Origin of the sequence: Campylobacter sp. RM15925 (genome assembly GCF_012978775.1) — a bacterium.
In the GTDB taxonomy this organism is placed as follows: Bacteria; Campylobacterota; Campylobacteria; order Campylobacterales; family Campylobacteraceae; genus Campylobacter_A; species Campylobacter_A canis.
This window is the reverse complement of record NZ_LIWP01000001.1, coordinates 94,696-120,854: the sequence shown is the minus strand read 5'-3', so window position 1 is coordinate 120,854 and position 26,159 is coordinate 94,696. Positions and strand designations below refer to the sequence as shown.

Here is a 26,159-nt window from a genome sequence, read left to right as displayed (position 1 = left end):
CAAAGCGGTAAATGAATTCTGATTTTAAAGGCTCAAATTTAAGCATTGCCATCATTAAGCTCTCCTCTCTTGGCGACATCATTCACGCAAGCATAGTATTGCAATTTATCAAAAGAAATTTGCCCGACGCACGCATAACATGGATAGTAGATGAGAGATTCAGCGAAATTTTAAAAGATCATCCTTTGATAGATAAGCTTGTAAGCTTGCCGCTAAAGAAAAAAGAGTTTAAAACAAGCTATAAGATCTTAAAAAATTTGAACGAATTTGACGTGATAATAGACCTGCAAGGCCTTATCAAATCAGCCGTAGTTGCTAAAATTTTAGGCGATGAAACTTACGGATTTGATAAAAATAGCGTCAAAGAAAGCTTTGCAAGCTACTTTTACAAGTATAAATTTAGCATTGACTACGAAGAAAATATCATAATTAGAAACCTAAGCCTAGTTGCAAACGCCTTAAATTTCAGCTTCAGCAAAGAGGAAATTTTAGCTAAAGAGCCTTGCTTTAGTGCTATACCCGCACGGCCTTTAAATGAAACTAAACGCATTTTGATAGCGCCTTTTGCAAGCGAAGAAAGTAAGTGCTATGATAAATTTAAAGAGGTCATAAATTCGCTTAAGGATTTTGAAATTTACTTGTGTCATGCAGGCAAACAAGAGCTAGCAAAAGCCAAAGAGATCGCCAAAGACACTCACGCAAAGCTACTTGAAAGGCTAAGTTTAAAAGAGATGGTGGATTTTATCTCGGGGTGTGATTTGGTGATTGGAAACGATAGCGGTATAACCCATCTTGCTTGGGCGCAAAATATCGCTTCTATCACGCTTTTTGGCAACCGTCCTAGCAATAGAAACGCTTTTTTAACCCCCATAAACCAGACAATTGACACGGACAAAAAAATAGATGCAAGAAAGATAGACAAAAGCGATCTTTGCATAAGAGAAATTTCGCCAAGCCTAGTTGCTAATACCGCAAAAAGGCTGCTTAATGCGTGATTTTGGCTATGTTTGCTTATATCTGTTTTTTAAATTTCTGATCTTTATCCTGCCTGATTTTATACTAAATCAGATTTTAAATTTTATTGCTTTTTTATTTTATAAATTTGACAAAAAGCACACTAAAATCATAAGAGCCAATCTAAATTTCGCTTATGAAAGCGAGATTAGCGAGCAGGTTCGTGAAGAGATCATTCAAAACACATATAAAAATTACGCGAAATTCGCCATAAATTTCATCAAAAATCAAGGCACGACAAAACAAAAAGTTTTAGATAAAGTTAGCTTTAAAAATGTTGAAATTTTTGAAAACGCATTAAATGCAAATCGTCCTATAATAGTTCAAACCGCGCATTACGGCGAATGGGAACTTTTTGCTCTTGCGATGGCTGCTAAATTTGGAAAAGCCGCGGTCGTAGGAAGAGAACTTGATAGCCCGGCAATGCAAAAAATTTTAGCCAAAAATCGCACGCAATTTGATATACTCATGATCGATAAAACAGGCGGGGCAAAGCAGATCATAAAAAGCATTAAAGAGCACAGACCTGTTGGGATTTTAGTTGATCAAAACACTGCAAAAAGCGACGGCATAAAGGTAAATTTCTTTGGCAAAAAGGTTCTTCATACGCCTGCGGCAAGCATTTTAGCGCAAAAAACGGGCGCGATTATCATTCCCGCTTTTATAAGAACGCAAGATAAAAACAAAAGCGAAATTTACTTTTTTGAGCCGATTGACGTTAAGGAATTTGATAAAGAAGAGGCCGTTTTAAAAGCCACGCAAGCCCAAGCGGATGCGACAGAAAAATTTATAAGAGAAAAGCCTGATGAGTATTTTTGGTTTCATAAGCGATTTAAGCATTTTAACGAGGAAATTTATAGATGCTAAGCGTCGTAATATTAACTTTTAACAGCGAAAAATACTTAAAAGAAGTTTTACAAAGTGCGAGTTTTGCGGATGAGATCATAGTGCTTGATAGCGGCTCAAGCGACACAACCGAGCAAATTTGCAAGCAGTTTAAAAATGTCAAATTTCAGCATCAAAGCTGGCTTGGATTTGGTAAGCAAAAGCGCGCTGCGGTAGATCTTGCAAGTAACGACTGGGTGTTTGCTCTTGATAGCGATGAGGTTATAATGCCTTTACTAAAAGATGAAATTTTATCCGTGCTTAAAGAGCCCGAATTTGATGCTTACAAAGTAGCTAGGCTAAATTTGTTCTTTGGTAAAGAAGTGCGAAGCATGGGTCTTTATCCTGATTTTACCGTCAGGCTTTTTAACAAAAATAGAGCAAATTTCAACGACAAAGAGGTGCATGAAAAGGTAGTTGTAAAAGGCGATACCGGAGAATTAAAAAATCCGCTAAAGCACTACGCCTACGAGAGTATAGAGCAGTTTATCGCCAAACAAAATCGCTACTCTAGCCTTGGCGCCCAAAAAAGCAAATTTAAAGCGATTTTTAATCCCGCCTGGACGTTTTTTAGGCTTTTTATCCTAAAAAAAGGCTTCATGGACGGTTGGCACGGATACGTAATCGCAAAACTTTACGCTCAATACACATTTTGGAAATATATAAAATGAAAAAAGAAAAAAGACTTAAAATTTTAATTATGAAATTTAGAAATATCGGAGATGTGTTATTAACCACTCCTTTGATTGAAAATTTGCGTTATCATTTTCCAGGTGCCGATATTGATTTCGCACTCAATAAAGGCTGCGAAGCTATGATAGAAGGAAATCCTAATATCCGTAAAATCCATATCTATGATAGGGCAAAAGTGCAAAATTCAAGCTTTTTTAAAAAAGTGATAACAGAACTAAAATACATACACGCCATAAAAAAAGAAAAATACGATATCGCCGTGCAAACCACAACAGGCGATCGCGGTATCATCATAGCAAAATACGCCAAAATTAAAAAAATCGTAGGATATGAAGGCAAAAACAAAACACTAAATAGACTAATTACCCATAAAGTGCCTAAAATAGATGTTCCAAAGCATATGGTTGAGATAAATTTAGACGCTCTTAGAACTCTTGGATTTGAGCCTAAAACAAAGCGAGTTAGTATAGAATTTGATGAAAATTTGATATCTCATCTTAAGCTTCCGGAAATTTTCGTGCATATGCACATAACCAGCAGATGGATGTTTAAATGCATAAATAATGAGGTTGCGGCACAGATAATCGACTACTGCCAAAACGAGCTTAAAGTGCAAGTTGTACTAACAAGCGACGACAACGAAACGGAGCTAAAAAAACTAGAAAGCGTGCTTAAAATTTGCAATTCCGCTCCTTTGAATTTAGGAGGCAAATTAAATTTAAAGCAAGTGGCCGCCCTTAGTAAAAAATCAGCTCTTTATGTCGGCGTAGATACGGCTATCATGCATATAGCAGCCGCAAACGATACGCCTTGTATTGCTTTTTTTGGACCGAGCAATGCGCAAATTTGGGCTCCTTGGGATAATGAAGCGCAGCAAAGCTATGAAAAAGCAAGAGGCAATCAAGGCATGGGCAAACACTATGTCTTTCAAAAAGATTGGGAGTGCGTGGCCTGTCAAAAAGACGGCTGCAACGGCTCAAAAATAAGTAATTGTCTAGTCGAATTTGACGCTAAAGAGATAGAAGAAATAAAATCAAAAATCAAAGAAAAACTAAATGAACATAATGCACACTGAAACGCTTTATAATTGGGGCGGTCAGCAAAACAAAGTAATAAACGAAATGGTTTTATCGCGCGAGTTGGGGCATAATGCAATGCTGTTTTGTAATCCGAATTCTCAAATTTCAGAAGTCGCCAAAGAGAAAGGATTTGAAGTTTTTGAATGCAAGATGAGTAAAAAAACTTATCATAAAAGCATTCCTACACTGTGCAAAATAATCAAAGATAAAAATATCAATTTAGTTATAACTCACGGCTCTACGGATAGTTGGAATGGCGCAATAGCAAGAATATTTAGAAAAAAAGGTGTCAAATTTGCAAGAGAGCGTCACAATATGTATCCCGTCAAGGGCGTAGCGTCAAAATTTATGCATAAATTTATGTTTGATAAGATCATTTACATATCTCAAAGTGTGCGTGAATACATGCAAGAAGTTGGAGTGAATGAAAAAAAGCTATTTTATCTACCTGACACCGTAGATACGAAAAATTTAAGCTCTATACAAAGCACATTCAAAGAAGAACAAGGCATAAAAAGCCCTCTTGTCATAGGTACTTTTACATCTTTATACAGAAAAAAGGGGGTTTATGACTTCGCTTTGGCGGCAAAAGAAATTTTAAAGACGCATAAAGATACGACAATAGTGTTTGGCGGAAGTATCAAAGATGAGGTTAAAGATGAAATTTCAGCGATGTTTGATAGTAAAGAAAATATTATTTTTACGGGCTTTAGAAAAGATAGCGTAAATCTTATAAAATCTTACGACGTATATGCTCTTGCAAGTCATTCAGAAGGTCTTGGCACAGTTTTATTGGAGGCTATGTGCGCTCAAACACCTATAGTAGTTTATGATGAAAAACCCATGAGCACTCTTATAAAGCACGAAGAAAGAGGGCTTTGCGCAGCTTATAAAGACTCAAATTCTCTGGCTAGAAATATCATTAAATTTATATCCGATAAAGATTTAAAGCAAAAATGCACGCAAAATTCTCTTGAATACGTAAAGCAAAATCACGATCACTCTGTGCTTAAAGATCATATAAAGAATCTCTTGGAGCAAATATGACACATCCTGTTTGTATTTTAACCATGCACCATTGCGCCCCTTTCAAAGACGACCTTACGATAACTCCCGAGCTTTTTGAAAAAACACTGCAAGAAATTTGCAACATGGGATTTAAATTTATAAACTATCGCGAGTTTAAAGATATATTATTTGAGCGTAAAAAGCCTAGAAAAAAGAGTGTGCTTCTAACTTTTGACGACGGATATTTTGATAATTACAAATTTGCTTTTCCAATCCTTAAAGAACTTCAAATTCCTGCGGTTTGCTTTTTGATTACAGACGACATCAATGAATTAAAACATAAAAATTTTAACTTTAAGCCTCACAGCAAAATTAACTGTAACAAAGATTTGGAATATTTTTTAAACTTAGATGAAATTTATGAGATGAGGGATAGCGGGCTCTTTGAATTCGATAGTCATACGGCGACGCATTTTTCTTGCAAAAGTCAAGATAAAGAGCTCATAAAAAACGAATTTGAGGGCTCGCAAGAAAAAATAAAAGAAATTTTTCCAAATAAAAAAGAGTTTGGTTTCTGCTGGCCAAAAGGGCACTTCAACGAAACTTCTATGAAATTAATCAAAGAATCCAAATACGACTTCGCCTTTAGTGTTATTGATGGTGGATACTGCGTGGGTGATGATAAATTTAAAATTCGCCGCATAGACATATCAAACAACTCAAAAGATGACAAAAGCTATATCTTTAGAGTTAAAAAGAAGCTAAAACTATACTCAACGCCTATAATCGGTAATCTGTATTCAAATTTTAGAAATAGGAAATTTAATTAATTTCTTGCATTTTGCTAAGGTTTGAAAATTTTGCTTTAATCAGCACAAAAAAGCCTATCATGTAAAAAAGATATAAAATTCTAAGATTGTAAGTTTCAAAAAGTCCTCTTATGCCAAAATACGAAATTGTAGATATAAAAACTCCTAAAAATAGTAGATTCTGAGTTCTTCTAAATTCTTTAAAAGAAGATATTAGTAACGAAATAAACGCCAAAAATAAAGCCGCAGTGCCGACAACTCCAAAATAGTAGTAGTTTCCGATGAAAAACGGCTCATCGTTAAACCAATGTCTCCTTGAATCATACATCTGCATCATAAAAAACTCAATTCCGGTTTCATCCATCTTATCGCTTAAAAACTGATCGTAAAGCTCAGGTCCATACCCAAGACCTACAAACGCCCTATCGCTGCTAAAAAGCATCGGCAATCTCTCTTTTAAGATAAGATCGCGCCCGGAACTGTAGGTTCCTTGAGAAAATTTATATATAAAAACAGACGAATTAGCAAATATAAATCCAAATATAGCCGTTGCAACAATACAAATAGCAGCTATCTTTTTAAAATTAGCTTTTAAAAACTCCTTATAAGAGCTAAAAAATAAAGCTACAAACAGCAGGACAAAGCTTGCAAAAACACTTAGCCAACTTCCTCTAGCTCCCGTAAATATATCCATCACAACAACTAGCAAACAAAACACAATAGCTAAAGATTTAAGCCAATATTGCCTAAAAAGAAAAATAGCAATAAGAGCAAAAACCATAAATCTATCTGCAAAAAGAGCATATTTTCGGTTTATAATCCTTCCCTCCTCAAAATTAGCGCTTGAAATTTTGTTAAACTCGCTAAAAAGAGGATAGCAATAATAAATAGTGATGCAAAAAAATGCAGCCAAAATACTATAGAAGAAAATTTTCTCTTTATTTTTATTGTCATCTGCCAGAATTAAAATAATCAATAAAAAAGCAATTCCGCGCCCAAACTCTTTAAATGCGTTTTTAAAAGAGTCATACTCATAACTATAAGGAAATAACGAGACAATAAAAGCATACGCAACAAAAACACCAAGAAAAGAAAGTTCAAATTTGGCATTTAAAAAATTTGATTTTATATTTGAAATTCGTCTTTTAAAATCCGTAAAAATCAAACTTAAACCAAGCAACAAGGCAAGATAAAGAGAGATATTTTTAACTGCCGTAAATTCAACATGATGCTCTGTGATAAAAAATATAAAAAGTAGTGCTATTACGGTATTTTCAATATAATTAATAGCTATTTTTGTGTTCAAGATATCTCCTAAAAGATTTGGATTATATCTAAAATTCATTAAAACATAGTAAGATATTTTTATTTCACTTTTTGCCTTATTTTGTTAAAATAAATTTTAAATTAAAAAACAAAGCCGTAATATGTATAAAAAATTCAAAATTTTACACACAGAATGGTCTGATGGATGGGGCGGACAAGAGATACGCATAATAAACGAGTCTCTTGCTCTAAAAGAAAAATACGGGGTCGAGATTTTTATCGCTTGCAGAAGCCATGCTAAAATTTCACAAAAAGCCATGCAGGCAGGCTTACAAGTAGTTCATTTTGACTTTAATTCATCTTATGATATTAAGACTATTTTTAAACTAATTAAATTTATAAAAAACAATAAGATAGATATACTCAACTCTCACAGCGGTAAAGACAGTTGGGTTGGAGGTCTTGCTGCAAAAATAGCAGGCATAAAATTTATCCGTACAAGACATCTTTCAAACAAAATCAACCCTTCTCGTTTGAATTTTATAAATTCTCTTGCAGATTTTATCATTACAACCGGTGAAAGCGTCAAAGAAGCGATGATAAAAGAAAATCGCATAGATAAAGATAAAATTTCATCCATACCCACCGGCATAGATGAGAAAAAATTTGATGCTAAAATTTACGATAAAGATGAATGCTTGCAAAAATTTGGACTTGAAAAAGGTAAAATTTATGTTGGTATGCTTTCGGTTTTACGTGCATTTAAACGCCACGATGTCTTTTTGCAGATCGCACTAAATCTGCACGACAAATTTAAAGATGTTGTTTTTGTAATCGCAGGAGAAGGTCCAAAAAAAGATGATATTAAAGCCTTTATAAAAGAACATCATATGGACGAATATGTAAAAATGATAGGTCATTGCGAAGAACCTGCTAATTTTTTGCACGCTCTTGATGTTTTTATACTTATTTCAGATTCTGGCGAAGGAGTTCCTCAATCTTTAATGCAAGCTCTTTTGATGAATAAAGCATGCATCGCAACCGATGTAGGAAGCATTAAGGATTTATATGACGGTTCAAATTTTAGCCTTGTTAATTTTGATAAAAACGAGATAGAGATTGCTCTTATAAAAATGTTGCAAAACGACGAACAAAGAAATAAATTTGAAAAAAACGCAAGAGGGTTCGTAAAAAATAATTTTACAAAAGATATAATGGCTAATAAAATCTATAAAATTTACGAAGACTTAGCAGGCTAGGAGAATAATTTGCTTTATTTTGTTATCTATATTGTATTTTTGCCCCTGCTTTTTATTCTTAGTTTTTTTAGAAGAAAATCTACTAAATTTCTAGTAATTCAAACGGCCAAAATAGGCGATTACGCAAACTCTTCGGTTATATTTGAGAATCTTAAAGAGTTTGATATAGTTCTTGATAAGATAAATTTATCTTTTGCCAATTACGATGAGAGGATAAAGGCAAAGTTTGCTATAAACGATTACAAAAAATCTCTTTTTAGCAAGCTTAAATTGGCTTTTTTGCTATTTTTTAAAAATTATGAACAAATTTACATTCTCATGCCAAATGATCTTAATCTTTTCCTTGCAAAATTTGCCTTTGCAAAAAACTGCACAACCATAAAGCACTACAACAGGCATACTTCAAGCGATTTTCTAAGTCTTAATATGAAGCTTATAAATCATACGCTAAACGACTTAACTATAGATACCTACCTAAAAATGATAGATTTGCAAGATCATAGTAAAATTTGCAAAAAAGAAATTCAAAAGCCGCTTTTTGTGCCACAAAACTCCATTATTGAAAATAACGATAAATTCAAGATAGGCATAAGCCTAACGGCGGGTAATAAAATAAAAACAATTCCGCCTAAAACTCTAAATGAGTTATTTAGGGCGATTGATAAATTTGAGTGCGAGATATACGTATTTGGTCTAAAAAATGAAGAGAAATTGATGCATGATTTAATCTTTCCGCATAACGCCAAAGTCATCTCTTTGCTTGATAAAATAGCGCTTTGCGAACTTCCTTTTTACATCTCAAAGATGGATCTTTATATATCTTCAGATACCGGGAATTCATACATAGCAGATACCATGGAGGTTGCTACCATAAACTTTATCGGACCTTGCTACGCAAAAGAACAGCGTCCGATATACGAAAAATCGCTAATTATTGAATCCGGTCTTAAACCTTTTTCGTCGGTTTTTAAAACCGATACAAAGACAAACGCAGATGAGTATTTTAAACTAACAGCCGGCCAGATAACTAAAATTTTAGATTTCATAAACTCTTTAATAAAAGACAAAAAGCAATCATGAAAAAAATAACCTTCCTAAGAGCTAATCCAAAAGCTGTCGGTGGAGCTGAAATTTATCTATCTCGCCTCATAGAAACGCTTGAGGAAAAGGGTATAAAATGCCAGATCAAAAGCCTTAAGGCACCCAAATTTCTAAGCTCTTGGATCAAGGCTCTCATTTATGACTTTCAAGTCTGCTCAAACAAAAACGACGAGTTTTACTTCTCGCTTGAGCGCGTAAGTTGCGCTGATATATACCGCGCGGGAGACGGGGTGCATAAGGTCTATATGAAAGAGAAAAAAAGCCTTTTAAATCCTTTAAATTTGGTATATTGCTACCTTGAGCGTCGCTGTTTTGAAAACTCAAAAAAGATCATAGCAAACTCAAATTTCGTAAAAAATCAGATAGTTCAAACCTACGAAATTTCGGAAGAAAAGATAAAAGTCATATATAACGGTGTTAAAATTCAAGATGATTTTAATAAGCTTGAGGCTAAAAACGAGCTAAATATTCAGTTTGATATAAGAGCGGATATTCCGCTTATTTTGTTTGTCGGAAGCGGTTTTGAGCGAAAAGGAGTGAATGAATTTTTGCATCTGCTTTCAAAACTAAAAAGCCGATTTCAAGCCTTAATCATAGGCAAAGACAAAAAAATCAATACCTATAAACAGCTTGCAAAATCGCTAAATTTAGCAGAAAAAGTAAAATTTTTAGGGGCAAGAAACGACATATGGAAATTTTATAAAGCAAGCGATATTTTTATATTTCCAACCAGATACGAACCCTTTTCAAATGTCGTTTTGGAAGCGCTTAGCTTCAAAAACGCAGTCATCACTACTGCCCAAAACGGAGCCAGTGAAATTCTGCCTAAAGATTTCGTGATGAGTTCGCCAAGCGATGAAAACATATTGAGCGTCATAGAAAAACTACTTAACGACGCTAAATTTTTATCATCAACCCAAGCCGCGAGCTTTGGGCTCGCTAAAAATTTCAGTATAGAGAAAAACGCTCAAGAGACCATGGAGATAATCGGTGCGTATCTTCATTGAATTGCCCACTTGGCTTGGTGATGCAGTGATGAGTTCGCCCGCAATTGAAAGTATAGTTGCAAATTTTAGCGATGCTAAGATCACGTTTTTTGGCTCTTTTGCGGCATGCGAGCTATTTAGACCTCATCCAAACTGCAAAAATATCGTCATACACGGTAACAAAAATAGTAAAAATAGGTTTTTAACTCTAGCTAAAACGGCTAGGAATTTGGGCGAATTTGATATCGCAATTAGTTTTAGAAGTAGTTTTGCAAGCAGTTTTTTACTATTTTGCTTAAAAGCGCAGAAAAAATTTAAGTTCAAAAAACAAAACTTACAACTTCATCAAGTCTTAAAATACTCAAATTTCATCCAAAATTCACTAAATTTAAAAGAGACAAAAGATGAGCTAAAGCTATACTTTGCTCCTTTTAAATTTGAGAGAAAAATACTCGCGCTAAATCCGGGAGCAAGCTACGGAAGCGCAAAAAGATGGTATCCGGACTACTTTGCCGAAGTTGCTTTGCACTTTAAAGACGAGTTTGAAATTTTAATTTTTGGCGGAAAAGGCGAACTTGAGATTTGCCGGCAGATAGAGCAAATTTTAGCCTTAAACGGCGCGAAATGCCAAAATTTAGCAGGCAAAACAAGTATACAAGAGCTTTGCGAAAAAATCGGCGGGATTAAAGAAATCGGCGGGATTTTTATAACCAACGATAGCGGTCCTATGCACATAGCAGCCGCTTACAAAGTGCCTACCATAGCTCTTTTTGGACCTACTAAATTTGACGAGACAAGCCCTTGGAAAAACGAAAACGCAAGAATTTTGCATCTAAATTTAGATTGCATGCCTTGTATGAAGCGAGCTTGTCCGATAAAAACGCATGAATGTATGAAAAATTTAACTCCGAATTTAGTAATCAAAGCCGCCAAAGAGCTAAAAAGAGAAATATCCTAGTTTTAGGACGAATTTAATCCGAAAGTAAATTTAAAATTCGTCACGGCTTTTAAAAATTTTTATAAACCATATCAAAAAATCGGCAAATCATCAAATCTTTGAGTTCTTTTGTAATTCCTTGCAAGCCGAACCGATGCAAGGATTTGAGCTAAAATAAAGTAATTTAGCTCAAAATCAAGTATTAAAAATCAAAAAGCATCATCTATAGCTTGGCAAATAGTATGCCCTATGAGAATATGCATCTCTTGAATTCTAGGCGTATCGCTTGAAGGCATGATCAAATTTAACTCGCATAACCCATTCATCGCACCGCCGTCTTTACCGCTAAGCCCAAGGGTTCGCACACCCATATCGTTAGCGGTTTTTAAGGCCTTTATGACATTTGGGCTATTACCGCTAGTTGATATCGCTATGAGCAGATCTCCGCTTCGTCCGATAGCTTCAAGCTGGCGCGAGAAAACAAACTCGTATCCGTAGTCGTTTCCTATCGCGGTTAAAGCCGAAGTATCAGTAGTTAGCGCAATACCTGCAAGTCCTGCGCGCTCCTTTTTATATCTGCCGCTAAGCTCGGCTGCTATATGCTGAGCGTCGCCTGCACTTCCGCCGTTTCCGCAAAGTAAAATTTTACCCCCGTTTTTAAGCGTGCTAGCAGCCATTTCGCACGCTTTTTTTATCTCATCTTGAAGCCCAAAGATCGCTTCTGCAGTCTTTTTATGCTCTTCAAGCTCTTTTTTTATCATCTCATTTATCTGCATTTTGTATCCTGTTTATTATACTTGTAGTGCTTTTGCCTTGCACAAACTCAACCAGCCTTACTTCGCTTACTATATCGCTTCCCACGACCTCTTTACCTTTGTAATCGGCACCCTTAACCAAAACATCTGGTCTTAGCATGGAAATTAAATTTATAGGAGTAGGCTCATCAAAGATCACCACATAATCCACCGCGCCAAGTGCCGCAAGCACTGCGGCTCGGTCAAATTCAGTATTTACGGGACGATCTTTGCCTTTTAGCTCGCGCACGGAACGATCGGAATTTAAGCCCAAAACCAAAACATCGCCAAATTCCCTTGCTTTAGCAAGATATTTTACATGCCCTGCATGCAAGATATCAAAGCAGCCGTTTGTAAAAACAAGCCTTTTATCGCCTCTGTTTTTAAGCAGTTCGCAAACCTCGTCGGCGGTTTTTATCTTATTTTCAAAACCTAAAGAGGAGCTGTTTTTAACAAGTTCATTGATCTCTTCAAAGCTAGCCGTCGCCGAGCCTACCTTAGCCACCACGACCGCAGCGGCTAAATTTGCAGTTTGTATAGCCTTATCAATGCTTTCTTTAAGCCCAAGCATATATCCAAGCGTTGCTAAAACGGTATCTCCCGCACCTGTTACGTCAAAAACCTCTTTTGCCAATGCCGGAAATTTAAGAGCCTTATCATCCTGCAAAAGCGCGATCCCCTCTTCTGAAATCGTTATAAGCGAATGAGTTAAATTTAGCTCGCTCTTTAGCTTTTTTAAGGCATTTGCAAGATCCTCGTCGCTATTTATGCTAAAGCCAACCGCCTCGCTAGCCTCTTTTTTATTCGGAGTTAGAAGCGTTGCGCCATAGTATTTTGAGTAGTCTTTGCCTTTTGGATCGATTAAAACGGGCTTATTTTGCAAATTTGATTCGTTTATAAGCTGCTTGCAAATATTTTTAGTAAGCACGCCTTTGCAGTAATCAGACAGCAAAACGACATCATAATCGGCCACTACCGCCTTAAATGCACTCACAAGCTCATCTTGGCAAGATATTTCCTCTATGCTTTCTTTATCGATTCTAACTACTTGCTGATGAGTAGCCATTACACGGCTTTTTATCGAGCTTGTACGCCCGTTTTCTAATTTTATAAACTCATCCTTTGCGCCAAAATTTTTAATAATCTCAACTATCTCTTTGCCTACCTCATCGTTTCCTACAGCACTTATTACTCCCACTTTAGCGCCCAAGGAGAGCAAATTTAGCACTACGTTTCCGGCTCCGCCAAGTCTCTTGCTCTCATCTTTGATCTTTACTACTTGCACCGGCGCTTCAGGCGAAATTCTATCGCAACTACCCCAGATATAGTGATCAAGCATCAGATCGCCAACGACTAAAACTCGAACCTCACGCATTTATCTCTTCCTTAAAAATTCTCTTTATCTCAGAGATATAGTCTTTTATACCCTCTTCAAGGCTCCACTGCGGCTCATAATTAAGAGCGGCTCTAGTAGGCTCAATATCGGCCTGTGTGTGAAACTGATATGAATTTACGTAAGGATTTTTTATATATTCATTGCCTAAATTTACGCCAAGCTCGCGCTGCAAGATATCGGCAATATCTTGAAAGCTTCTAGCCTTACCGGTAGCTGCGTTATAAACCCCGCTTGGCGCATTGATAGCTAACAAATTTGCGTTTATGATGTCTTTGATATAGACAAAATCTCTTTTTATATTATCGCTTCCTTCAAATAGCCTAGGCGCTTTGCCGCTTAAAATTTGAAGTCCAAATTGCAGCACCATAGAAGCTGTCTTATCCTTAAAAAACTCACCTTTGCCATAGACGTTAAAATACCTAAGTCCAACGACGCTAACGCCTTTTTTTGCGTATTTTTGTCCAAGATGATCCATCTTTAGCTTGCTAAATCCATATACGTTGTTTGGCGATTCGCACTCTCCTACTTTTTGAGGGCTTTTTGCATTTCCGTAAGTCGCCCCAGAGCTTGCGTATATCATCTTAGCGCCCGTTTTAAGACAAATTTCAAGCAAATCCTTAAAGCTGTTTAAATTTGTTCGCATTAGCTCGCCCTGCTCTGTTACGGTAGTATCTGAGATTGCGGCTTCATGATAGATTATGTCGGGCTTAAACTCCTCTATCATCGCAAGGGTTTTAGCGCAGTTGATATCGCCTTCATAAATTTCACCCTTAAAGCCGAGCAAATTTTTAAAATGCCCAAAACTTTTTAAATTTCCGTTGCTAAATTTCTCATCGCTTCTAAATTTATCCACAACAAGCACCTTACAACTTGGATAATTTTCATCAAAATGATGCGCAAGCGCTGAGCCTATAAACCCGGCTCCGCCTGTTATAACTATCTTTTTATCCTGTAATTTCATATCAAATTTTCCTCTTTTAAACTTTCAAAAACATCTTCTACGCTTTTAAATTTCTTCCCGTCAAGCAAGAAATTTAGTCCCACTCCCGCACTTTCTCCGGCCTTTACATCGCTATGTTTATCGCCTATCATGATAGATTTTGATAGATCGATATTAAGCTCGCCGGCTGCGTCAATTATCATCTTTGGCTTTGGCTTTCTGCACTCGCAATTAACCTCCGGAGCATGAGGACAAAAGCAAATTTTAGCTATCTTAATACCGTTTTTTTGAAACTCGCCAAGCATAAATTCGCTAAGCTTGCTAAACTGCTCAAGGGTATAATACCCTCTGCCGATTCCGGATTGATTTGTAACGACAACAACTATAAAGCCTTTACTTATGAAGCCTTGAACCGCTTTAAAAATTCCATCCTTAAAGATAAAATTTTCAATCTCGTAAACATAGCCGAAATCCTCGTTTATAACGCCGTCGCGATCTAAAAATATGGCTTTTTGGATTTTGCAATCATTCATGAGTTAAATTATACTTAAAATTGCTAAAATTTAAGAAGAGCGGTAAATATTTACAAAATATATCCTAACGTTAATCTTTTTATATTATAATGCGCCCGATATTTTACTAAAGGGGATAAAATGAAAAAATTACTTATCGTTTCAGGTGCTGCAGCGCTTCTTGCTTCAAGCCTCTTTGCTGCCGACGGCGCTACGCTTTACAAAAAATGTGTTGCCTGTCACGGCCCTAAAGCTGAGAAATCTTTCCTAAATAAGGTTCCTGTTCTTACAACTCTTTCAAAAGAAGAGATGGTAGAAGCTCTTAAAGCTTACAAAGCAGGCACGTTAAACAAATTTAACTCAGCAGCTATGATGAAGCCTATCGTAGCTCCAATGAGCGAAGCTGATATGGAAGCTGTTTCAGAGTATATAACAACTCTAAAAAAATAATTATAGGCGGATTTTCCGCCTTTTTCTCTTTTTATAATTACATTTTCATTTCTTTTTCATTTTTAGATTTACAAAATCAAACTATAATAAGCTCTTAAAATTTAAAATAAGGACATTTTTAATGAAAAAATCATCTGCTTTTGCCGTAATTTTAACGCTTAGCTCTTCTTTATACGCTGCAGACGGAGCTGAAATTTATAAACAATGCGCCGGGTGTCACGGAGAAAAAGGCGATTTAAAATACCACTACAAAGCCTCGCCAATTATAAAAATTTCTAGAGAAAGACGCTTAAAAGCTCTTGAAGGCTACAAATACGGCACTCAAAGCAAATACGGAATGGGTAGTGCGATGAGCGATCAGGTGAAACACCTAAGCATAGAAGAGCTGATTGCTGTAAATGATTTTATAGAGTCTTTGAAAGATTCAAAATAAATTTAAATCATTACATAATCATTAAAAGCCATGTAAATTCGGCTTTTAATGCTTCCTGCGGGATCAAAAATAAAACACTTATTTACATATAAATTTATAAAATTTTAAATACAAATTTCATATAACATTTTAGTTTCTTTTTACAACTTACTTTAAGAAAATTAAGAATATAATAAGCTCCGATTTTTATCAAATAAGGATACAAAATGAAAAAAGTATATATTTTGGCGGCTGCCTGCTTACTAGGCTCATCTCTATACGCAGCTGACGGTGCGGAAATTTATAAAAAATGCGTAGCCTGTCATGGTCAATCTGCCGAAAAAAAGTATGCGAACAAAGTTCCGCCACTTGTTTCGGTATCTAAAGAGGATCGTTTAAAAGCTCTTGAAGGCTATAAAGAAGGCACAAACAATACTTACGGTATGGGCGCTGTTATGAAAACTCAGGTTAGAAGCTTAAGCGCGGATGATCTAAAAGCGGTTAACGACTTCATAGAAACTTTAAAATAATCCATCAATCAGGCGGCCTATAACCTTTTTTGGTCGCCTCTTTTTGTTTTAACTCCATTTTATAAGCGTCATTTAGCGCATCTTCGCCGTCATATTTCGTTCCGTCTAAAAATTTACGATAGTCCTCAAACTGCCTAGTCTTAAGCCCCCAAAGCAAAGCAAATAGTCCAAAAGCTCCAAGCAGAGTCGAAACGCCTATCATCAAAGCTATTATACTTATATCCATTTTATCCTCATCTACCGCGAATTTTGCCTAATACGCATTGAATTTAGCACCACCACGACCGAGCTTAACGACATTGAAACCGCTGCAACCACTGGCGAAACATACCCTGCCATAGCAAGCGGGATGGTTAGCGCGTTATAAACAAGCGAAAAAGCCAAATTTTGATTTATCGCCCTAAAGGTTCTCTTGGCAAGCCAAATAGCATCTTTTAGCAAATTTAAATCGTCCTTCATAAGCACCGCATCGCTTCTTTGCAAGCTCACATCAGCCCCGCTTCCAAGGCAGATAGCTACATTAGCGTAACTTAGCGCAAGCGCGTCGTTTATCCCGTCTCCGACCATCACGACCTTTTTTCCGCCTTGGGTTAAATTCTCTATGAACTTAGCTTTATCAACAGGCAAGCAGTTTGCCTTAAACTCCTTTATACCAAGCTCATTAGCCACTTTTTGAGCCGCAAATTCATTATCGCCCGTTAGCATTACGATCATAAATTTAGCCTGCCTTAAGGCATCAAAGCACTCCTTTGCGCCGCTTCTTATATTATCGCTTAGTTCAAATTTCGCCGCTATTTGACCATCAATGGCAAAATAATAATTAGTCCCCCTGCTCTCTTTAGCCAAATTTATCCCAAGCTCCAGCATAAATCGTTCGCTGCCCGCATAAATTTCACTTCCGTTAAATTTAGCGCTAACGCCTTTTGCCTCGATGTTTTTAAAATTTTGTAAATCATAAATTTTAAGAGCGTCAAATTCCGCCTTTAAATACTCGCTAACGGCTACGCTTACAGGATGAGAGGAGCTTTTTGCAAGAGAGTAGAGCAAATTTATATCATACGGGTTAAAACTCTCAAATTTATCTACCGCCATCTTGCCGGTGGTTATGGTTCCTGTTTTATCAAACACTATCATGTCGCATTTTGCGAGGCTTTCAAGCACCTTAGCCTCTTTAAATATCACGCCCTTTTTAAACCCAACTCCAAGCCCCACAAGCGTACTAACGGGAGTTGCAAGTCCAAGTGCACAAGGACAAGCAATGACAACGACTGAAATTCCTACGATCAAGGCCGCTTCAAAAGAGCCCGTATGCCAAAGCCAAAAACAAAACGTAATCGCACTTAAAACCATAATAACGCTTGAAAATTTGCTTGAAATTTCATTAGCAAGCTTTTCTATGTGAGGCTTTTTGGTTATCGCCTTTTCAAGCAGATGAATAATCTTGCTAAGAGTCGAGTCGCTAAATTTAGCGCTTGCCTCATACTCGATAAGCCCGTCAAGACATATGGAACCGCTGTTTAAAGGATCGTTTTTTTCTTTAAAAACCGCCGAGCTTTCGCCCGTAAGACTTGAATAATCAAAACTGGCAGAGCCGCTAGTTACCACACCGTCTATAAGTGCGCGCTCGCCCGCTCTAAGCACGATTATATCGCCTATTTGCACTTCGCTTACATCTTTAAGCAAGGTTTTGCCCTCCGTCTTTACACTAACCTTGCTTGACACCATCGAATTTAGGCTATCAAGAGTATCTCCTGCTCGCTTTTTGCTTAAGACTTCTAGGTACTTGCCGATAAATACGAAAGTAATTATCATCGCAACCGAATCAAAATAAACCTCGCCGCTCCTTGAAAACATCGCATATATCGAAAACACATAAGCTAAAAGCGCTCCCGAGACGATAAGCAAATCCATATTTTGTCTTCTGTTTTTAATCGCTGCAAGTGCACCTTTAAAAAACCCGCTTCCCGTATAAAAAAGCACCGGAGTAGCCAAAACAAACTCCGCAAAGCTTAAAACGGCCTTTACGTCATCTCTTATGCCCGTAAAATAACCGCCGTATTTTGCAACACTTAACCACATTATGTTCATAGTGGCAAAAATCCCCACCAAAAGCTTTGCGTAAAATTCTCGCCTTTTATTGGTTATATACTCCTCTTCGCGGCTTGGATCGTAAGCGTAAGCGTCATATCCGATAGATCTTATAAGCCTTAAAATTTCGGACAAATTCGTCTCACTCTCGTCCCAAACGATAGTGGCTTTATTATTTAACGAATTTATATTAGCTTCTAAAATTCCTTTGGCGTTAAATAAAACTTTTTCGTTTAGCCAGATACAAGCTGCGCAGTGAATGCCGTCAATCACGAGTGAAATTTTGCTAAATCCATTCTCGTTTTTTACATAATTTTGATAAGCCAATTCTAAATTTTCATCTTTTTGAGCACTAGACTTAACGGGACTTAAGACATTTTTACCAAGACGATCGTAAAACTCACTCAGTCCGCTGGAAGAAAGAATTTCAAATACGCTTTTACAGCCGTTACAACAAAATTTATTGCCGCCGGATTCGATCATAACGCTATCTTCAAAGCTCTGATGACAATGCGCGCACTTGGTTTTACTCATGAGTTACATTTTTCTTTCAAATTTAGATTTGTAAATTATACAGCTAATGTTTTGATTTTAAGGTTAAATCAAATTTGTATATCAAGCCAAATTTTACATAGAATTTATAAAAAAGGTTGTAAATTTTGATAATTTTCATCAAAGGAGCAAATTTGAAAAAGATAGAGACTCAAAATTCAAAAAACAGAAAGGCTCACTACACCCCGGCTATCGAGCATGGCGGCATACTTTACGTCTCAGGTCAGCTTAGCATCGACACGGCAACCATGCAGCTACCAAAAGGCGGTGCTAGAGAGCATGCTAGGCAGGCGCTCGCAAATTTGCAAGCGGTTTTAACCGAAGCCAGAGCCAAAAAAGAAAACGTGATAATGTGCAGAGTTTATACGCCCGATATAGCGTTTTGGGACGATATAGACGATGAGTATGCGAAGTTTTTTGGCGAGCATAAACCTGCGCGCGTAGTCGTGCCTACCTCGGCACTTCATTTTGACTGCTTGGTTGAGATAGAAGCTCAAGTAGCGATGATTTAGGCTTAAAATATCAAATTCATAAGGAATAAAAATGGCAAATTTCAAATGCACAAGTTGCGGTAGCGAGGCTTCGCTTGAAAATTTAAACTTTGAGTGCAAGTGCGGTGGGCTTTATGAGCTTAAATTTACTCCGCCCAAATTCTCGCTTGATCTTGTGGATAAGAGCGAATTTAGCCTATTTCGCTACCGTAAATTTATGCCGCTTCAAAATGAAATTTGGAAGCAGATCACGCTTGGCGAGGGCATGACGGCATGCGTTAAATTCGATGATAAGCTTTACTTTAAGCTGGATTATGCGATGCCTACGCTTTCGTTTAAAGATCGCGGAGCGGCACTTCTTATCTGGCTTTGTAAGAGTATCGGAGTTAAAAAAGTCCTTCAAGACAGTAGCGGAAATGCCGGAAATTCGGTTGCTGCCTATTGCGCTAGAGCAGGGATTGAGTGTGAAATTTACGTCCCTAAAGGCACGTCTGAAAAAAAGATAAACATGATAAAAGCTTTTGGCGCTACGGCAACGGTGTTTGACGGAACTCGCGACGAAACGGCCGATGCGTGCCGTAAAAAAGCTCGAGATGAAGGCATTTATTACGCAAATCACGTCTATAATCCGATCTTTTATCAAGGCACCAAGACTTACGTGTATGAAATTTACGAGCAGCTAGGAAGTGTGCCTGATAACTTCTTCTTGCCTGTTGGCAACGGAACGCTGCTAATCGGCTGCGAGCTTGCGCTTACTGAGCTTTTTGAAGCGGGGCTTATAAAAAAGCTGCCTAAAATTTTTATCGTACAAAGCGAAAATTGCGCTCCGTTTTTTGGCGCTAAAGATAAGCCGCTTGATATCGTCGTAAAGCCGACCGAAGCTGAAGGCATAGCCATAGGAAAGCCGATGAGAGGGCGTGAAATTTTAACAAGCAAATACGCAGGCGAGCGCGAAGTGATAACGATACCCGAAAGTGCGATTTTGCCTGTTAGAAAGAGCTTGGCGCGAAACGGATTTTACGTAGAGCATACTACGGCTGCGATATATGCCGCGTATGAAGAGTATGTAAAAACTCACGAGATCATAGGAGATAGCATCATCTCGCTTTGCGGCGCAGGGGTTAAAAGCGAACACTAATTTTGATTGATTAAGCAAATTTAAAATTTAGGATATGCACTCATATCCTAAATTTATCGTTTGACAAAACATCATTACTTTGTTACAATTTTGCAAGTTCTAAGGTTAGAAACACAAACGCAAGGCGCACAATGTATCTCATCGGTATAGATATCGGCTCGACATCTACAAAAGTGGCTGTTTTTAATAAAAACCATCAAAAATTCACAGAGTTGTTTTTGCGCCCTACAGGATTTAGCGGAGTAAAAATAGCGGATGAAATTTATGAAATTTTAAAAGAGAAAAACTACTTCCCAAGCTTTATAACCGCAACCGGATACGGCAGAGTAAGCGTTAAATACGCAAATTTTACCACGACTGAAATTTTATGTCACGCATTGGGAGCGAATTTTTTATTTCCCAAAGACTGCACGGTAATCGACGTAGGCGGGCAAGACACAAAGGCTATCAAAATCGTAGCAAATAAGCCCGAAGACTTTATAATGAATGATAAATGCTCCGCAGGAACGGGCAAATTCATAGAAGTTATGGCAAATCGTCTCGGGCTTGATATAAACGAGCTTTACGCCACTGCAAAGAAAAATTTAAATATCAAACTAAGCTCCACTTGCACCGTATTTGCCGAATCAGAAATAATCTCGCTAATGGCAAACGGCGTAGATAAAACGCAGATCGCTTACGGTATCATCGATTCGTCCGCTCAAAAGGTAGCCTCCTTAACCAAAAGGCTAGAGAGTGAAATTTACTTTTTAAGCGGCGGACTTAGCAGGGTAAGTCTTTTTAAAAATTTGCTCGCAAATCACTTACAAAGAGAAGTTTTTACCGATGAAAATGCCATATTTTGCGGAGCGATGGGAGCTAGCCTGATCGGACTTAAAAAGGAAAAATCATGAGAATGGATTTTGACAAACTTAAAAAACGCAACTCCTTTGAACTGCAAAATTTAAAAGCTGAGGGCAAGCCTATAGTAGGCACGTTTTGTACATATTCGCCAAAAGAGCTAATATACGCCGCAGGCGGAGTTGCCGTCAGTCTTTGTGCAAATGACGAAAGCCCTATAAATATCGCGCATAAAGAGCTTCCAAGAAATCTCTGTCCGCTTATAAAGGCAAGCTACGGATATGCAGTTAGCAAAAAATGCCCTTATATGAACGCAAGCGATATCATCGTAGGAGAGACTACTTGCGACGGCAAAAAGAAGATGTATGAGCTGCTTGCAAACCACAAGCCGGTGTATGTTTTAGAGCTTCCAAATATGACAAATAAGCGCTCGCTGGCTCTTTGGAAGGACGAGCTAATAAGCTTTAAGGAATTTTTACAAGAGAAATTTAAAGCTAAGATAACCCAAGAAAATCTCCTTGAAGCGGTAAAAATCCAGAACGAGGAGCGCGAGTTGATGTGTGAGCTGATGGAGCTAAACAAGGCCATCCCAAGCCCTATTAAAGGTAGCGAACTTCACGAGATACTATTTGCAAGCGAATTTATTTACGACAAAAAAGAGAAGATAAAAACTCTAAAAGCCTTCATAGAGGCAACTAAACAAAATTTAGAAGCTAAAATTTCAGATAAAAAGCGTATAATCATAACCGGCTGTCCAAGCGGCGGAGTGTATGAAAAAATAATAAAACAGATAGAAAATTTAGGCGCTGACGTGGTCGCTTTTGAAAACTGCGTCGGAACGAAAAATTACCGAAATTTGGTCGAAGAAAAAGGAAATTTGATAGAAAATATCGCTAAAAGATATCTTGAAATTCCATGTTCGGTTATGTATAAAAACGACAAAAGAGCGCAAATCATCAAGGAATTTATAAAAGAATACAGCGCAGACGGCGTCATAGATATAGTTTTAAGCGGATGTCATACATACGCTATAGAGACGAATAAAATAAGAGAAGCTAGTAAGGAGGCGGGTGCGAATTATATGAGTTTAGAGACTGATTATTCAAGGCAAGACAGCGGACAAATACGTACAAGACTAGAGGCTTTTATAGAGCTTTTATAAACAAAATTTAAGGAGAAAATATGAAATTTAAGAGCATTTTACTAAGTTGCTTACTGCTTGCGGGCTCGGTTACGGCAAGCGATAAGCTTAAAGTTTATTTTGAAGCGGGAAGTATCGGCGACAACTTCTCAAGCGTTATCTCAAACGGCGCAAAAATGGCGGCAAAAGACCTAAATATCGATCTTAAGGTGGTGTATTCCGAGTGGGATCCAAACAAGATGGTAGAAAATTTCAAAAACGCCGTTGCAACATCGCCTGACGGCATCATAGTGATGGGACATCCGGGAGACGAGCTATATCAGCCGCTTATCAAAAATGCGATAGAAAAAGGCATAAACGTAACAAGCATAGATACCGAGCTTCCAAAAAGCCTAGAAGCCTTTAAGTCAAGCGGATTTGGTTATACGGGAAGCAACAACTACGAAAGCGGCAAGGCTATGGCGCAAGAAGCTGTGCAAAAATTTGATATGAAAAGCGGCGAAAAGGTGATGGTATGGGGACTACTTAGCATGCCTGTAAGGGGTCTTAGAGCAAAGGCTATGCTTGAGGTGTTTAAAGAAAAAGGTTTAAAGGTAGAATACATCGAAATTTCACCTGAGATAAACAAAGACCCGAGCTTAGGACTTAGCGTATTTGGCGCTTACATGGCAAAGCATCCCGATACCAAGCTTGTAGTGCTTGATCACGGCGCGCTAACGGCGCAATCACCGCAATTCATGAAAAGCCTAAATTTGGATAAAGAAAAGCTAAATATCGCAGGATTTTCGCTCTCTCCTGCCACGATTGCAGGGATTAAAGACGGCTCAATCGACCTAGTCGCCGACGCTCAGCCGTTTTTTCAAGGGTATTTTAGCGTCGTGCAAATCGTAATGAGCAAAAAATACGGATTTTCAGGATTTAAAGTAGATACTGGCGGAGGCTTCATCACAGCTAAAAACATCGCTCTTATCGAGCCTTTAGTAAAAAATGGCATCAGATAACGCGATAGAGCTTAAAAACGCTTTTAAAAGTTTTGGAAATACCAAAATTTTAAAAGGCATAAATTTTAACCTAAAAAAGGGCGAGACAATCGCTCTTTTAGGCGATAACGGAGCGGGTAAATCAACTCTTATCAAGTGCCTTTGCGGTTATGATAGGTTTGATAAATTTGATAGCTTTAGCGTGCTTGATACTCCTATAAAGAGGGGAGAATTTGACCTGCTACAAGCTAGAAATTTAGGCATGGAAGTAGTCTTTCAAGATAGCTCGCTCGGGCTTTCTCAAGAGATTTATCGAAACATATTCGCTACTCGTCATATCACGAAATTTGGGCTCATCGATAAGAAAAAAGAGATAGAAATTTCAAATCAAATTTTAAAAGAATTCATGGGCTTTAGCGGAGCAGGAATCGACGCTACAAGCCTTGCAAGCAACTTAAGCGGAGGCGAAAAGCAAGGACTTGCCATAGCTAGGGCGATCTATTTTAAATCACAAATTTTAATTTTAGACGAGCCTACAACAGCGCTTGGAGTAAATGAGACCGAGCGATTTATGGGCTTTTTAGATAAGCTCAAAGAGCAAAATTTAAGCATCATAATCATCACTCACAACCTAAATCAAGCCTTTCATATCGCGGATAAATTCGTGCTTTTGAGAAGCGGAGTAATAGAGCAAGAACTAAATAAAAGCGAAATTTCGGATCTAAATTCACTCTACAAGGTATTTTATGAGTAAAAATTTAGTCATCACCGCGATACTTTTTGTGATTTTAGGAGTGTTTGCGGCCTTTTCGCCTGAGGTGTTTTTAGCCAAAAACATCTATTTTAGCTACCTAACCTCAGTGCCTATCATACTCATACTCTGCCTTGGCCTGCTTCCTCTTATCATCTCAGGCGAGTTTGACATGAGCTTTCCTGCGACTATGGCGATGAGTGGATTTGTCTTTTCTTACGTTTTTAAAGCAAGCGGAAATTTAGCCTTCGCTACGCTTGCAAGCCTTAGCTTTGGTGCACTTAGCGGAGCTTTTAACGCACTTTTGGTTATAAACGCAAAAATACCTTCCATTATCGCAACTATCGGCACACAGTTTTTCTGGCGAGGGCTTGCGGTGGTGCTAAGCGGAGGACTTTCGCTATCTTTAGCAAGTACCGAAGGCTTTTTAAAGGAATTTTTTGTAGGCAGACTTGCAGGAATACCCGCTCAATCAATCATCGCGACCGTTTTGGCGATACTAACTTACATCATGATCTTTAAACACAAATTCGGAGACAATATCTTGTTTTCAGGCGATAACGCAAAAGCAGCCAAAATGCTAAGCATAAACGTTGCTAGGAGCAAATACTTGCTTTTTATCAATATGGGGGTGATGAGCGCACTTGCAAGCATTATCTTGAGTCTTGAGTTTATCAACTGGTGGCCAACGCAAGGAGACGGATACATGCTGCTTGTATTTGCGGCGATCTTTATCGGCGGTACGGGCGTAAGCGGAGGAAGCGGAAGCGTATATGGAACGCTCATAGGCAGCATAATCATCGGCATAATGGAAAGCGGTATCGTAGCCATGGGCTTTGACGCATTTTATACGCGAGTGATTTACGGAGCTATCATAATCGTATCTGTCGTGATATACGCTAAATTTGATAAAAATTCCAAAGCGCGCAGCCTCTAATCAAACTTTGCGCGCCAAGGATAAATTCTAAGCAAACTCCCTATCGATAACGATAAAAATTTTATATCCGGGAAACTGCGCCGAAACGACACTTTCCATTTTGGCTCTAAGCTCGTCTAAATTTCGCTCCTTAAAGCTAACTACGACATCAAATCTAACCGTTTTTTTATCCGTATTTATAAAAAATGCGTGCAAATTCAGTATGCTTTTAAATTCGCTTAATAGGTTTTTTACGCACTCTTTGATGTCGTTTTGTCCTAAATTTACGCTATAAATTCCAAACACAAGATATATACGATATCTGCGGTAAATTTCTATCTGAAGCTCGTTTAAGCGCTGAGAAATTTCTGAAATTTTCATATGTTCGTCAACTTCTACGTTTATCGAGCCTACATATCGCTCAACGCCGTAGTTGTGAAGGATAAGATCATACGCATCAAGAACTATCTCACACTCCTTAACCGCCTTATAAATTTCATCGCTTACTTCTTTTTCTACTCGCCCGCCGATGATTCTATCAAAGGTTTCTTTAATCAAAATCACGCCGTTATAAATGATAAAAAGCGAAGCCAAGGCTCCTGCATAGCCGTCAACTTGGATATTTGCAAAGTACGAAAGTCCTGCGCTAACAAGTATCACGCAAGAGATGATAGCGTCTCCCAAAGCCTCCTGTCCGACTGCTTTTAAGGCTATGGACTTGGTTAAATTTCCCATCTTTTTATAGTAAAACGCTATGGCAAATTTTACAAATATAGCGATGAAAAGTATGATTAAGAGAGCCGGAGTAAATGTCGTAGTAACAGGCTCTATGATGTTTTCTATCGAGGTTTTTAAAAACTCAAAACCAAGCATTAAAACTATGATAGAGACTATAAGCCCTCCGATATACTCAACCCTTCCGTATCCGTACGGGTGGCTCTCGTCAGGCAACTTTTGAGCAAGCTTTGATCCAAAAATCGTTATCAAGCTTGAAAATGCGTCACTTAGGTTATTTACCGCATCAGAGATGATAGCTACGGAATTTGAAGCAAGCGCTATAAAAATTTTAATGCTTGCTAAAATCACATTCGTAACTATACCTATAAAAGCGGTTTTTATTATCTTTTTTTCACGTTCGCCGTCTTTAAATTGCATCATTTTAAACTTCTTTTTATTAAGATTTTCGCCATT

General features: G+C 37.7%; 28 protein-coding genes. 20 read left to right on the top strand and 8 right to left on the bottom strand.

What is annotated here, in order from left to right; translation table 11 throughout:
• Positions 1-11 precede the first annotated feature (11 nt).
• From waaC to CDOM15925_RS00615, 6 genes are read left to right on the top strand one after another with little or no spacing between them, the layout of a single operon-like run.
• Positions 12-995: a lipopolysaccharide heptosyltransferase I gene (gene waaC, locus CDOM15925_RS00640; RefSeq protein ID WP_169940063.1), complete on the top strand. Its 984-nt coding sequence runs from the start codon at positions 12-14 to the stop codon at positions 993-995.
• Entirely contained in the window at positions 988-1,881 is an 894-nt protein-coding gene (locus tag CDOM15925_RS00635) for a lipid A biosynthesis lauroyl acyltransferase (protein WP_169940062.1), read from the top strand. Before waaC ends, CDOM15925_RS00635 begins: the two co-directional genes overlap by 8 nt.
• A complete protein-coding gene (locus CDOM15925_RS00630; RefSeq protein ID WP_169940060.1) occupies positions 1,875-2,570 on the top strand; it encodes a glycosyltransferase family 2 protein in 696 nt (231 codons plus the stop codon). The genes CDOM15925_RS00635 and CDOM15925_RS00630 overlap by 7 nt, the downstream gene beginning before the upstream one ends.
• A complete protein-coding gene (rfaQ, locus tag CDOM15925_RS00625) occupies positions 2,567-3,667 on the top strand; it encodes a putative lipopolysaccharide heptosyltransferase III (protein ID WP_169940058.1) in 1,101 nt (366 codons plus the stop codon). Before CDOM15925_RS00630 ends, rfaQ begins: the two co-directional genes overlap by 4 nt.
• Entirely contained in the window at positions 3,648-4,718 is a 1,071-nt protein-coding gene (locus CDOM15925_RS00620) for a glycosyltransferase family 4 protein (protein WP_169940056.1), read from the top strand. The genes rfaQ and CDOM15925_RS00620 overlap by 20 nt, the downstream gene beginning before the upstream one ends.
• A complete protein-coding gene (locus CDOM15925_RS00615; RefSeq protein WP_169940054.1) occupies positions 4,715-5,509 on the top strand; it encodes a polysaccharide deacetylase family protein in 795 nt (264 codons plus the stop codon). Before CDOM15925_RS00620 ends, CDOM15925_RS00615 begins: the two co-directional genes overlap by 4 nt.
• Here CDOM15925_RS00615 and CDOM15925_RS00610 read toward each other — a convergent pair.
• Positions 5,502-6,794: an O-antigen ligase family protein gene (locus CDOM15925_RS00610; protein WP_169940052.1), complete on the bottom strand. Its 1,293-nt coding sequence runs from the start codon at positions 6,792-6,794 to the stop codon at positions 5,502-5,504. The genes CDOM15925_RS00615 and CDOM15925_RS00610 overlap by 8 nt on opposite strands.
• Positions 6,795-6,915: 121 nt before the next feature.
• On the opposite strand from CDOM15925_RS00610, the gene CDOM15925_RS00605 reads away from it, so the two are divergent.
• Genes CDOM15925_RS00605 through waaF form a run of 4 tightly spaced genes read left to right on the top strand, consistent with a single transcriptional unit; the run spans position 6,916 to position 11,058 of the window.
• Entirely contained in the window at positions 6,916-8,013 is a 1,098-nt protein-coding gene (locus CDOM15925_RS00605; RefSeq protein WP_169940050.1) for a glycosyltransferase, read from the top strand.
• Positions 8,014-8,022: 9 nt separating this feature from the next.
• Positions 8,023-9,093 carry a glycosyltransferase family 9 protein gene (locus CDOM15925_RS00600; RefSeq protein ID WP_169940048.1) on the top strand — a complete coding sequence of 357 codons (1,071 nt, stop codon included), beginning with the start codon at positions 8,023-8,025 and terminating at the stop codon, positions 9,091-9,093.
• Complete coding sequence (locus CDOM15925_RS00595) at positions 9,090-10,121, top strand: glycosyltransferase family 4 protein (RefSeq protein ID WP_169940046.1); 1,032 nt, start codon at positions 9,090-9,092, stop codon at positions 10,119-10,121. The genes CDOM15925_RS00600 and CDOM15925_RS00595 overlap by 4 nt, the downstream gene beginning before the upstream one ends.
• Positions 10,105-11,058 (top strand): lipopolysaccharide heptosyltransferase II, encoded by a 954-nt coding sequence (waaF, locus tag CDOM15925_RS00590; RefSeq protein WP_169940044.1) that lies wholly within the window; start codon positions 10,105-10,107, stop codon positions 11,056-11,058. The genes CDOM15925_RS00595 and waaF overlap by 17 nt, the downstream gene beginning before the upstream one ends.
• A gap of 188 nt (positions 11,059-11,246) precedes the next feature.
• Here the strand turns inward: waaF and gmhA are convergent, their stop codons facing one another.
• The 4 genes from gmhA to gmhB are packed head-to-tail and all read right to left on the bottom strand — an operon-like array spanning position 11,247 to position 14,700.
• A complete protein-coding gene (gmhA, locus tag CDOM15925_RS00585; RefSeq protein ID WP_169940042.1) occupies positions 11,247-11,813 on the bottom strand; it encodes a D-sedoheptulose 7-phosphate isomerase in 567 nt (188 codons plus the stop codon).
• Positions 11,800-13,206: a D-glycero-beta-D-manno-heptose-7-phosphate kinase gene (rfaE1, locus tag CDOM15925_RS00580; RefSeq protein WP_169940040.1), complete on the bottom strand. Its 1,407-nt coding sequence runs from the start codon at positions 13,204-13,206 to the stop codon at positions 11,800-11,802. The genes gmhA and rfaE1 overlap by 14 nt, the downstream gene beginning before the upstream one ends.
• Positions 13,199-14,188 (bottom strand): ADP-glyceromanno-heptose 6-epimerase, encoded by a 990-nt coding sequence (rfaD, locus tag CDOM15925_RS00575; RefSeq protein ID WP_169940038.1) that lies wholly within the window; start codon positions 14,186-14,188, stop codon positions 13,199-13,201. Before rfaD ends, rfaE1 begins: the two co-directional genes overlap by 8 nt.
• The gene (gene gmhB, locus CDOM15925_RS00570) at positions 14,185-14,700 is read right to left on the bottom strand and encodes a D-glycero-beta-D-manno-heptose 1,7-bisphosphate 7-phosphatase (RefSeq protein WP_169940036.1); all 516 of its coding nucleotides are present in this window, start codon (positions 14,698-14,700) and stop codon (positions 14,185-14,187) included. The genes rfaD and gmhB overlap by 4 nt, the downstream gene beginning before the upstream one ends.
• 120 nt (positions 14,701-14,820) lie before the next feature.
• Between gmhB and CDOM15925_RS00565 the strand changes: the two genes are divergently transcribed.
• The 3 genes from CDOM15925_RS00565 to CDOM15925_RS00555 all read left to right on the top strand — a co-directional run bounded on the left by CDOM15925_RS00565 (position 14,821) and on the right by CDOM15925_RS00555 (position 16,071).
• Entirely contained in the window at positions 14,821-15,129 is a 309-nt protein-coding gene (locus tag CDOM15925_RS00565; protein WP_169940034.1) for a c-type cytochrome, read from the top strand.
• 121 nt (positions 15,130-15,250) lie between these two features.
• Positions 15,251-15,562, top strand: coding sequence for a c-type cytochrome (locus CDOM15925_RS00560; protein WP_169940032.1), 312 nt, complete (start codon positions 15,251-15,253; stop codon positions 15,560-15,562).
• 206 nt (positions 15,563-15,768) lie between these two features.
• Entirely contained in the window at positions 15,769-16,071 is a 303-nt protein-coding gene (locus tag CDOM15925_RS00555; RefSeq protein WP_169940030.1) for a c-type cytochrome, read from the top strand.
• A 4-nt stretch (positions 16,072-16,075) separates the two neighbouring features.
• On the opposite strand, the gene ccoS is transcribed toward CDOM15925_RS00555, so the two are convergent.
• Together ccoS and CDOM15925_RS00545 are read right to left on the bottom strand one after the other, a co-directional pair.
• A complete protein-coding gene (ccoS, locus tag CDOM15925_RS00550) occupies positions 16,076-16,297 on the bottom strand; it encodes a cbb3-type cytochrome oxidase assembly protein CcoS (protein ID WP_169940028.1) in 222 nt (73 codons plus the stop codon).
• Positions 16,298-16,308: 11 nt separating this feature from the next.
• Positions 16,309-18,693, bottom strand: coding sequence for a heavy metal translocating P-type ATPase (locus CDOM15925_RS00545; protein WP_169940026.1), 2,385 nt, complete (start codon positions 18,691-18,693; stop codon positions 16,309-16,311).
• Positions 18,694-18,845: 152 nt separating this feature from the next.
• Between CDOM15925_RS00545 and CDOM15925_RS00540 the strand changes: the two genes are divergently transcribed.
• From CDOM15925_RS00540 to CDOM15925_RS00510, 7 genes are all read left to right on the top strand, one after another.
• Positions 18,846-19,223, top strand: a complete 378-nt coding sequence (locus tag CDOM15925_RS00540; RefSeq protein ID WP_169940024.1) for a RidA family protein — start codon at positions 18,846-18,848, stop codon at positions 19,221-19,223.
• Positions 19,224-19,254: 31 nt separating this feature from the next.
• Positions 19,255-20,340: a threonine synthase gene (locus CDOM15925_RS00535; RefSeq protein WP_169940022.1), complete on the top strand. Its 1,086-nt coding sequence runs from the start codon at positions 19,255-19,257 to the stop codon at positions 20,338-20,340.
• Positions 20,341-20,471: 131 nt separating this feature from the next.
• Positions 20,472-21,233 carry an acyl-CoA dehydratase activase gene (locus CDOM15925_RS00530; RefSeq protein WP_169940020.1) on the top strand — a complete coding sequence of 254 codons (762 nt, stop codon included), beginning with the start codon at positions 20,472-20,474 and terminating at the stop codon, positions 21,231-21,233.
• On the top strand, positions 21,230-22,342 hold the full coding sequence (locus CDOM15925_RS00525; RefSeq protein ID WP_169940018.1) for a double-cubane-cluster-containing anaerobic reductase: 1,113 nt from the start codon (positions 21,230-21,232) through the stop codon (positions 22,340-22,342). Before CDOM15925_RS00530 ends, CDOM15925_RS00525 begins: the two co-directional genes overlap by 4 nt.
• Before the next feature lie 20 nt (positions 22,343-22,362).
• Positions 22,363-23,322, top strand: a complete 960-nt coding sequence (locus CDOM15925_RS00520; RefSeq protein ID WP_169940016.1) for a sugar ABC transporter substrate-binding protein — start codon at positions 22,363-22,365, stop codon at positions 23,320-23,322.
• The gene (locus tag CDOM15925_RS00515; protein ID WP_169940014.1) at positions 23,309-24,055 is read left to right on the top strand and encodes an ATP-binding cassette domain-containing protein; all 747 of its coding nucleotides are present in this window, start codon (positions 23,309-23,311) and stop codon (positions 24,053-24,055) included. Before CDOM15925_RS00520 ends, CDOM15925_RS00515 begins: the two co-directional genes overlap by 14 nt.
• On the top strand, positions 24,048-24,989 hold the full coding sequence (locus tag CDOM15925_RS00510) for an ABC transporter permease (protein WP_169940012.1): 942 nt from the start codon (positions 24,048-24,050) through the stop codon (positions 24,987-24,989). The genes CDOM15925_RS00515 and CDOM15925_RS00510 overlap by 8 nt, the downstream gene beginning before the upstream one ends.
• A gap of 27 nt (positions 24,990-25,016) precedes the next feature.
• Here CDOM15925_RS00510 and CDOM15925_RS00505 read toward each other — a convergent pair whose 3' ends face one another.
• Positions 25,017-26,126 carry a cation diffusion facilitator family transporter gene (locus CDOM15925_RS00505; protein WP_169940010.1) on the bottom strand — a complete coding sequence of 370 codons (1,110 nt, stop codon included), beginning with the start codon at positions 26,124-26,126 and terminating at the stop codon, positions 25,017-25,019.
• Between the last annotated feature and the right edge of the window lie 33 nt (positions 26,127-26,159).

Coding starts and splice junctions, on each gene's coding strand:
- waaC (WP_169940063.1), top strand. CDS start 12: ATGAATTCTGATTTTAAAGGCTCAAATTTAAGCATTGCCATCATTAAG.
- CDOM15925_RS00635 (WP_169940062.1), top strand. CDS start 988: ATGCGTGATTTTGGCTATGTTTGCTTATATCTGTTTTTTAAATTTCTG.
- CDOM15925_RS00630 (WP_169940060.1), top strand. CDS start 1,875: ATGCTAAGCGTCGTAATATTAACTTTTAACAGCGAAAAATACTTAAAA.
- rfaQ (WP_169940058.1), top strand. CDS start 2,567: ATGAAAAAAGAAAAAAGACTTAAAATTTTAATTATGAAATTTAGAAAT.
- CDOM15925_RS00620 (WP_169940056.1), top strand. CDS start 3,648: ATGAACATAATGCACACTGAAACGCTTTATAATTGGGGCGGTCAGCAA.
- CDOM15925_RS00615 (WP_169940054.1), top strand. CDS start 4,715: ATGACACATCCTGTTTGTATTTTAACCATGCACCATTGCGCCCCTTTC.
- CDOM15925_RS00605 (WP_169940050.1), top strand. CDS start 6,916: ATGTATAAAAAATTCAAAATTTTACACACAGAATGGTCTGATGGATGG.
- CDOM15925_RS00595 (WP_169940046.1), top strand. CDS start 9,090: ATGAAAAAAATAACCTTCCTAAGAGCTAATCCAAAAGCTGTCGGTGGA.
- gmhA (WP_169940042.1), bottom strand. CDS start 11,813: ATGCAGATAAATGAGATGATAAAAAAAGAGCTTGAAGAGCATAAAAAG.
- rfaE1 (WP_169940040.1), bottom strand. CDS start 13,206: ATGCGTGAGGTTCGAGTTTTAGTCGTTGGCGATCTGATGCTTGATCAC.
- rfaD (WP_169940038.1), bottom strand. CDS start 14,188: ATGAAATTACAGGATAAAAAGATAGTTATAACAGGCGGAGCCGGGTTT.
- gmhB (WP_169940036.1), bottom strand. CDS start 14,700: ATGAATGATTGCAAAATCCAAAAAGCCATATTTTTAGATCGCGACGGC.
- CDOM15925_RS00565 (WP_169940034.1), top strand. CDS start 14,821: ATGAAAAAATTACTTATCGTTTCAGGTGCTGCAGCGCTTCTTGCTTCA.
- CDOM15925_RS00560 (WP_169940032.1), top strand. CDS start 15,251: ATGAAAAAATCATCTGCTTTTGCCGTAATTTTAACGCTTAGCTCTTCT.
- CDOM15925_RS00555 (WP_169940030.1), top strand. CDS start 15,769: ATGAAAAAAGTATATATTTTGGCGGCTGCCTGCTTACTAGGCTCATCT.
- ccoS (WP_169940028.1), bottom strand. CDS start 16,297: ATGGATATAAGTATAATAGCTTTGATGATAGGCGTTTCGACTCTGCTT.
- CDOM15925_RS00545 (WP_169940026.1), bottom strand. CDS start 18,693: ATGAGTAAAACCAAGTGCGCGCATTGTCATCAGAGCTTTGAAGATAGC.
- CDOM15925_RS00535 (WP_169940022.1), top strand. CDS start 19,255: ATGGCAAATTTCAAATGCACAAGTTGCGGTAGCGAGGCTTCGCTTGAA.
- CDOM15925_RS00530 (WP_169940020.1), top strand. CDS start 20,472: ATGTATCTCATCGGTATAGATATCGGCTCGACATCTACAAAAGTGGCT.
- CDOM15925_RS00525 (WP_169940018.1), top strand. CDS start 21,230: ATGAGAATGGATTTTGACAAACTTAAAAAACGCAACTCCTTTGAACTG.
- CDOM15925_RS00520 (WP_169940016.1), top strand. CDS start 22,363: ATGAAATTTAAGAGCATTTTACTAAGTTGCTTACTGCTTGCGGGCTCG.
- CDOM15925_RS00515 (WP_169940014.1), top strand. CDS start 23,309: ATGGCATCAGATAACGCGATAGAGCTTAAAAACGCTTTTAAAAGTTTT.
- CDOM15925_RS00510 (WP_169940012.1), top strand. CDS start 24,048: ATGAGTAAAAATTTAGTCATCACCGCGATACTTTTTGTGATTTTAGGA.
- CDOM15925_RS00505 (WP_169940010.1), bottom strand. CDS start 26,126: ATGATGCAATTTAAAGACGGCGAACGTGAAAAAAAGATAATAAAAACC.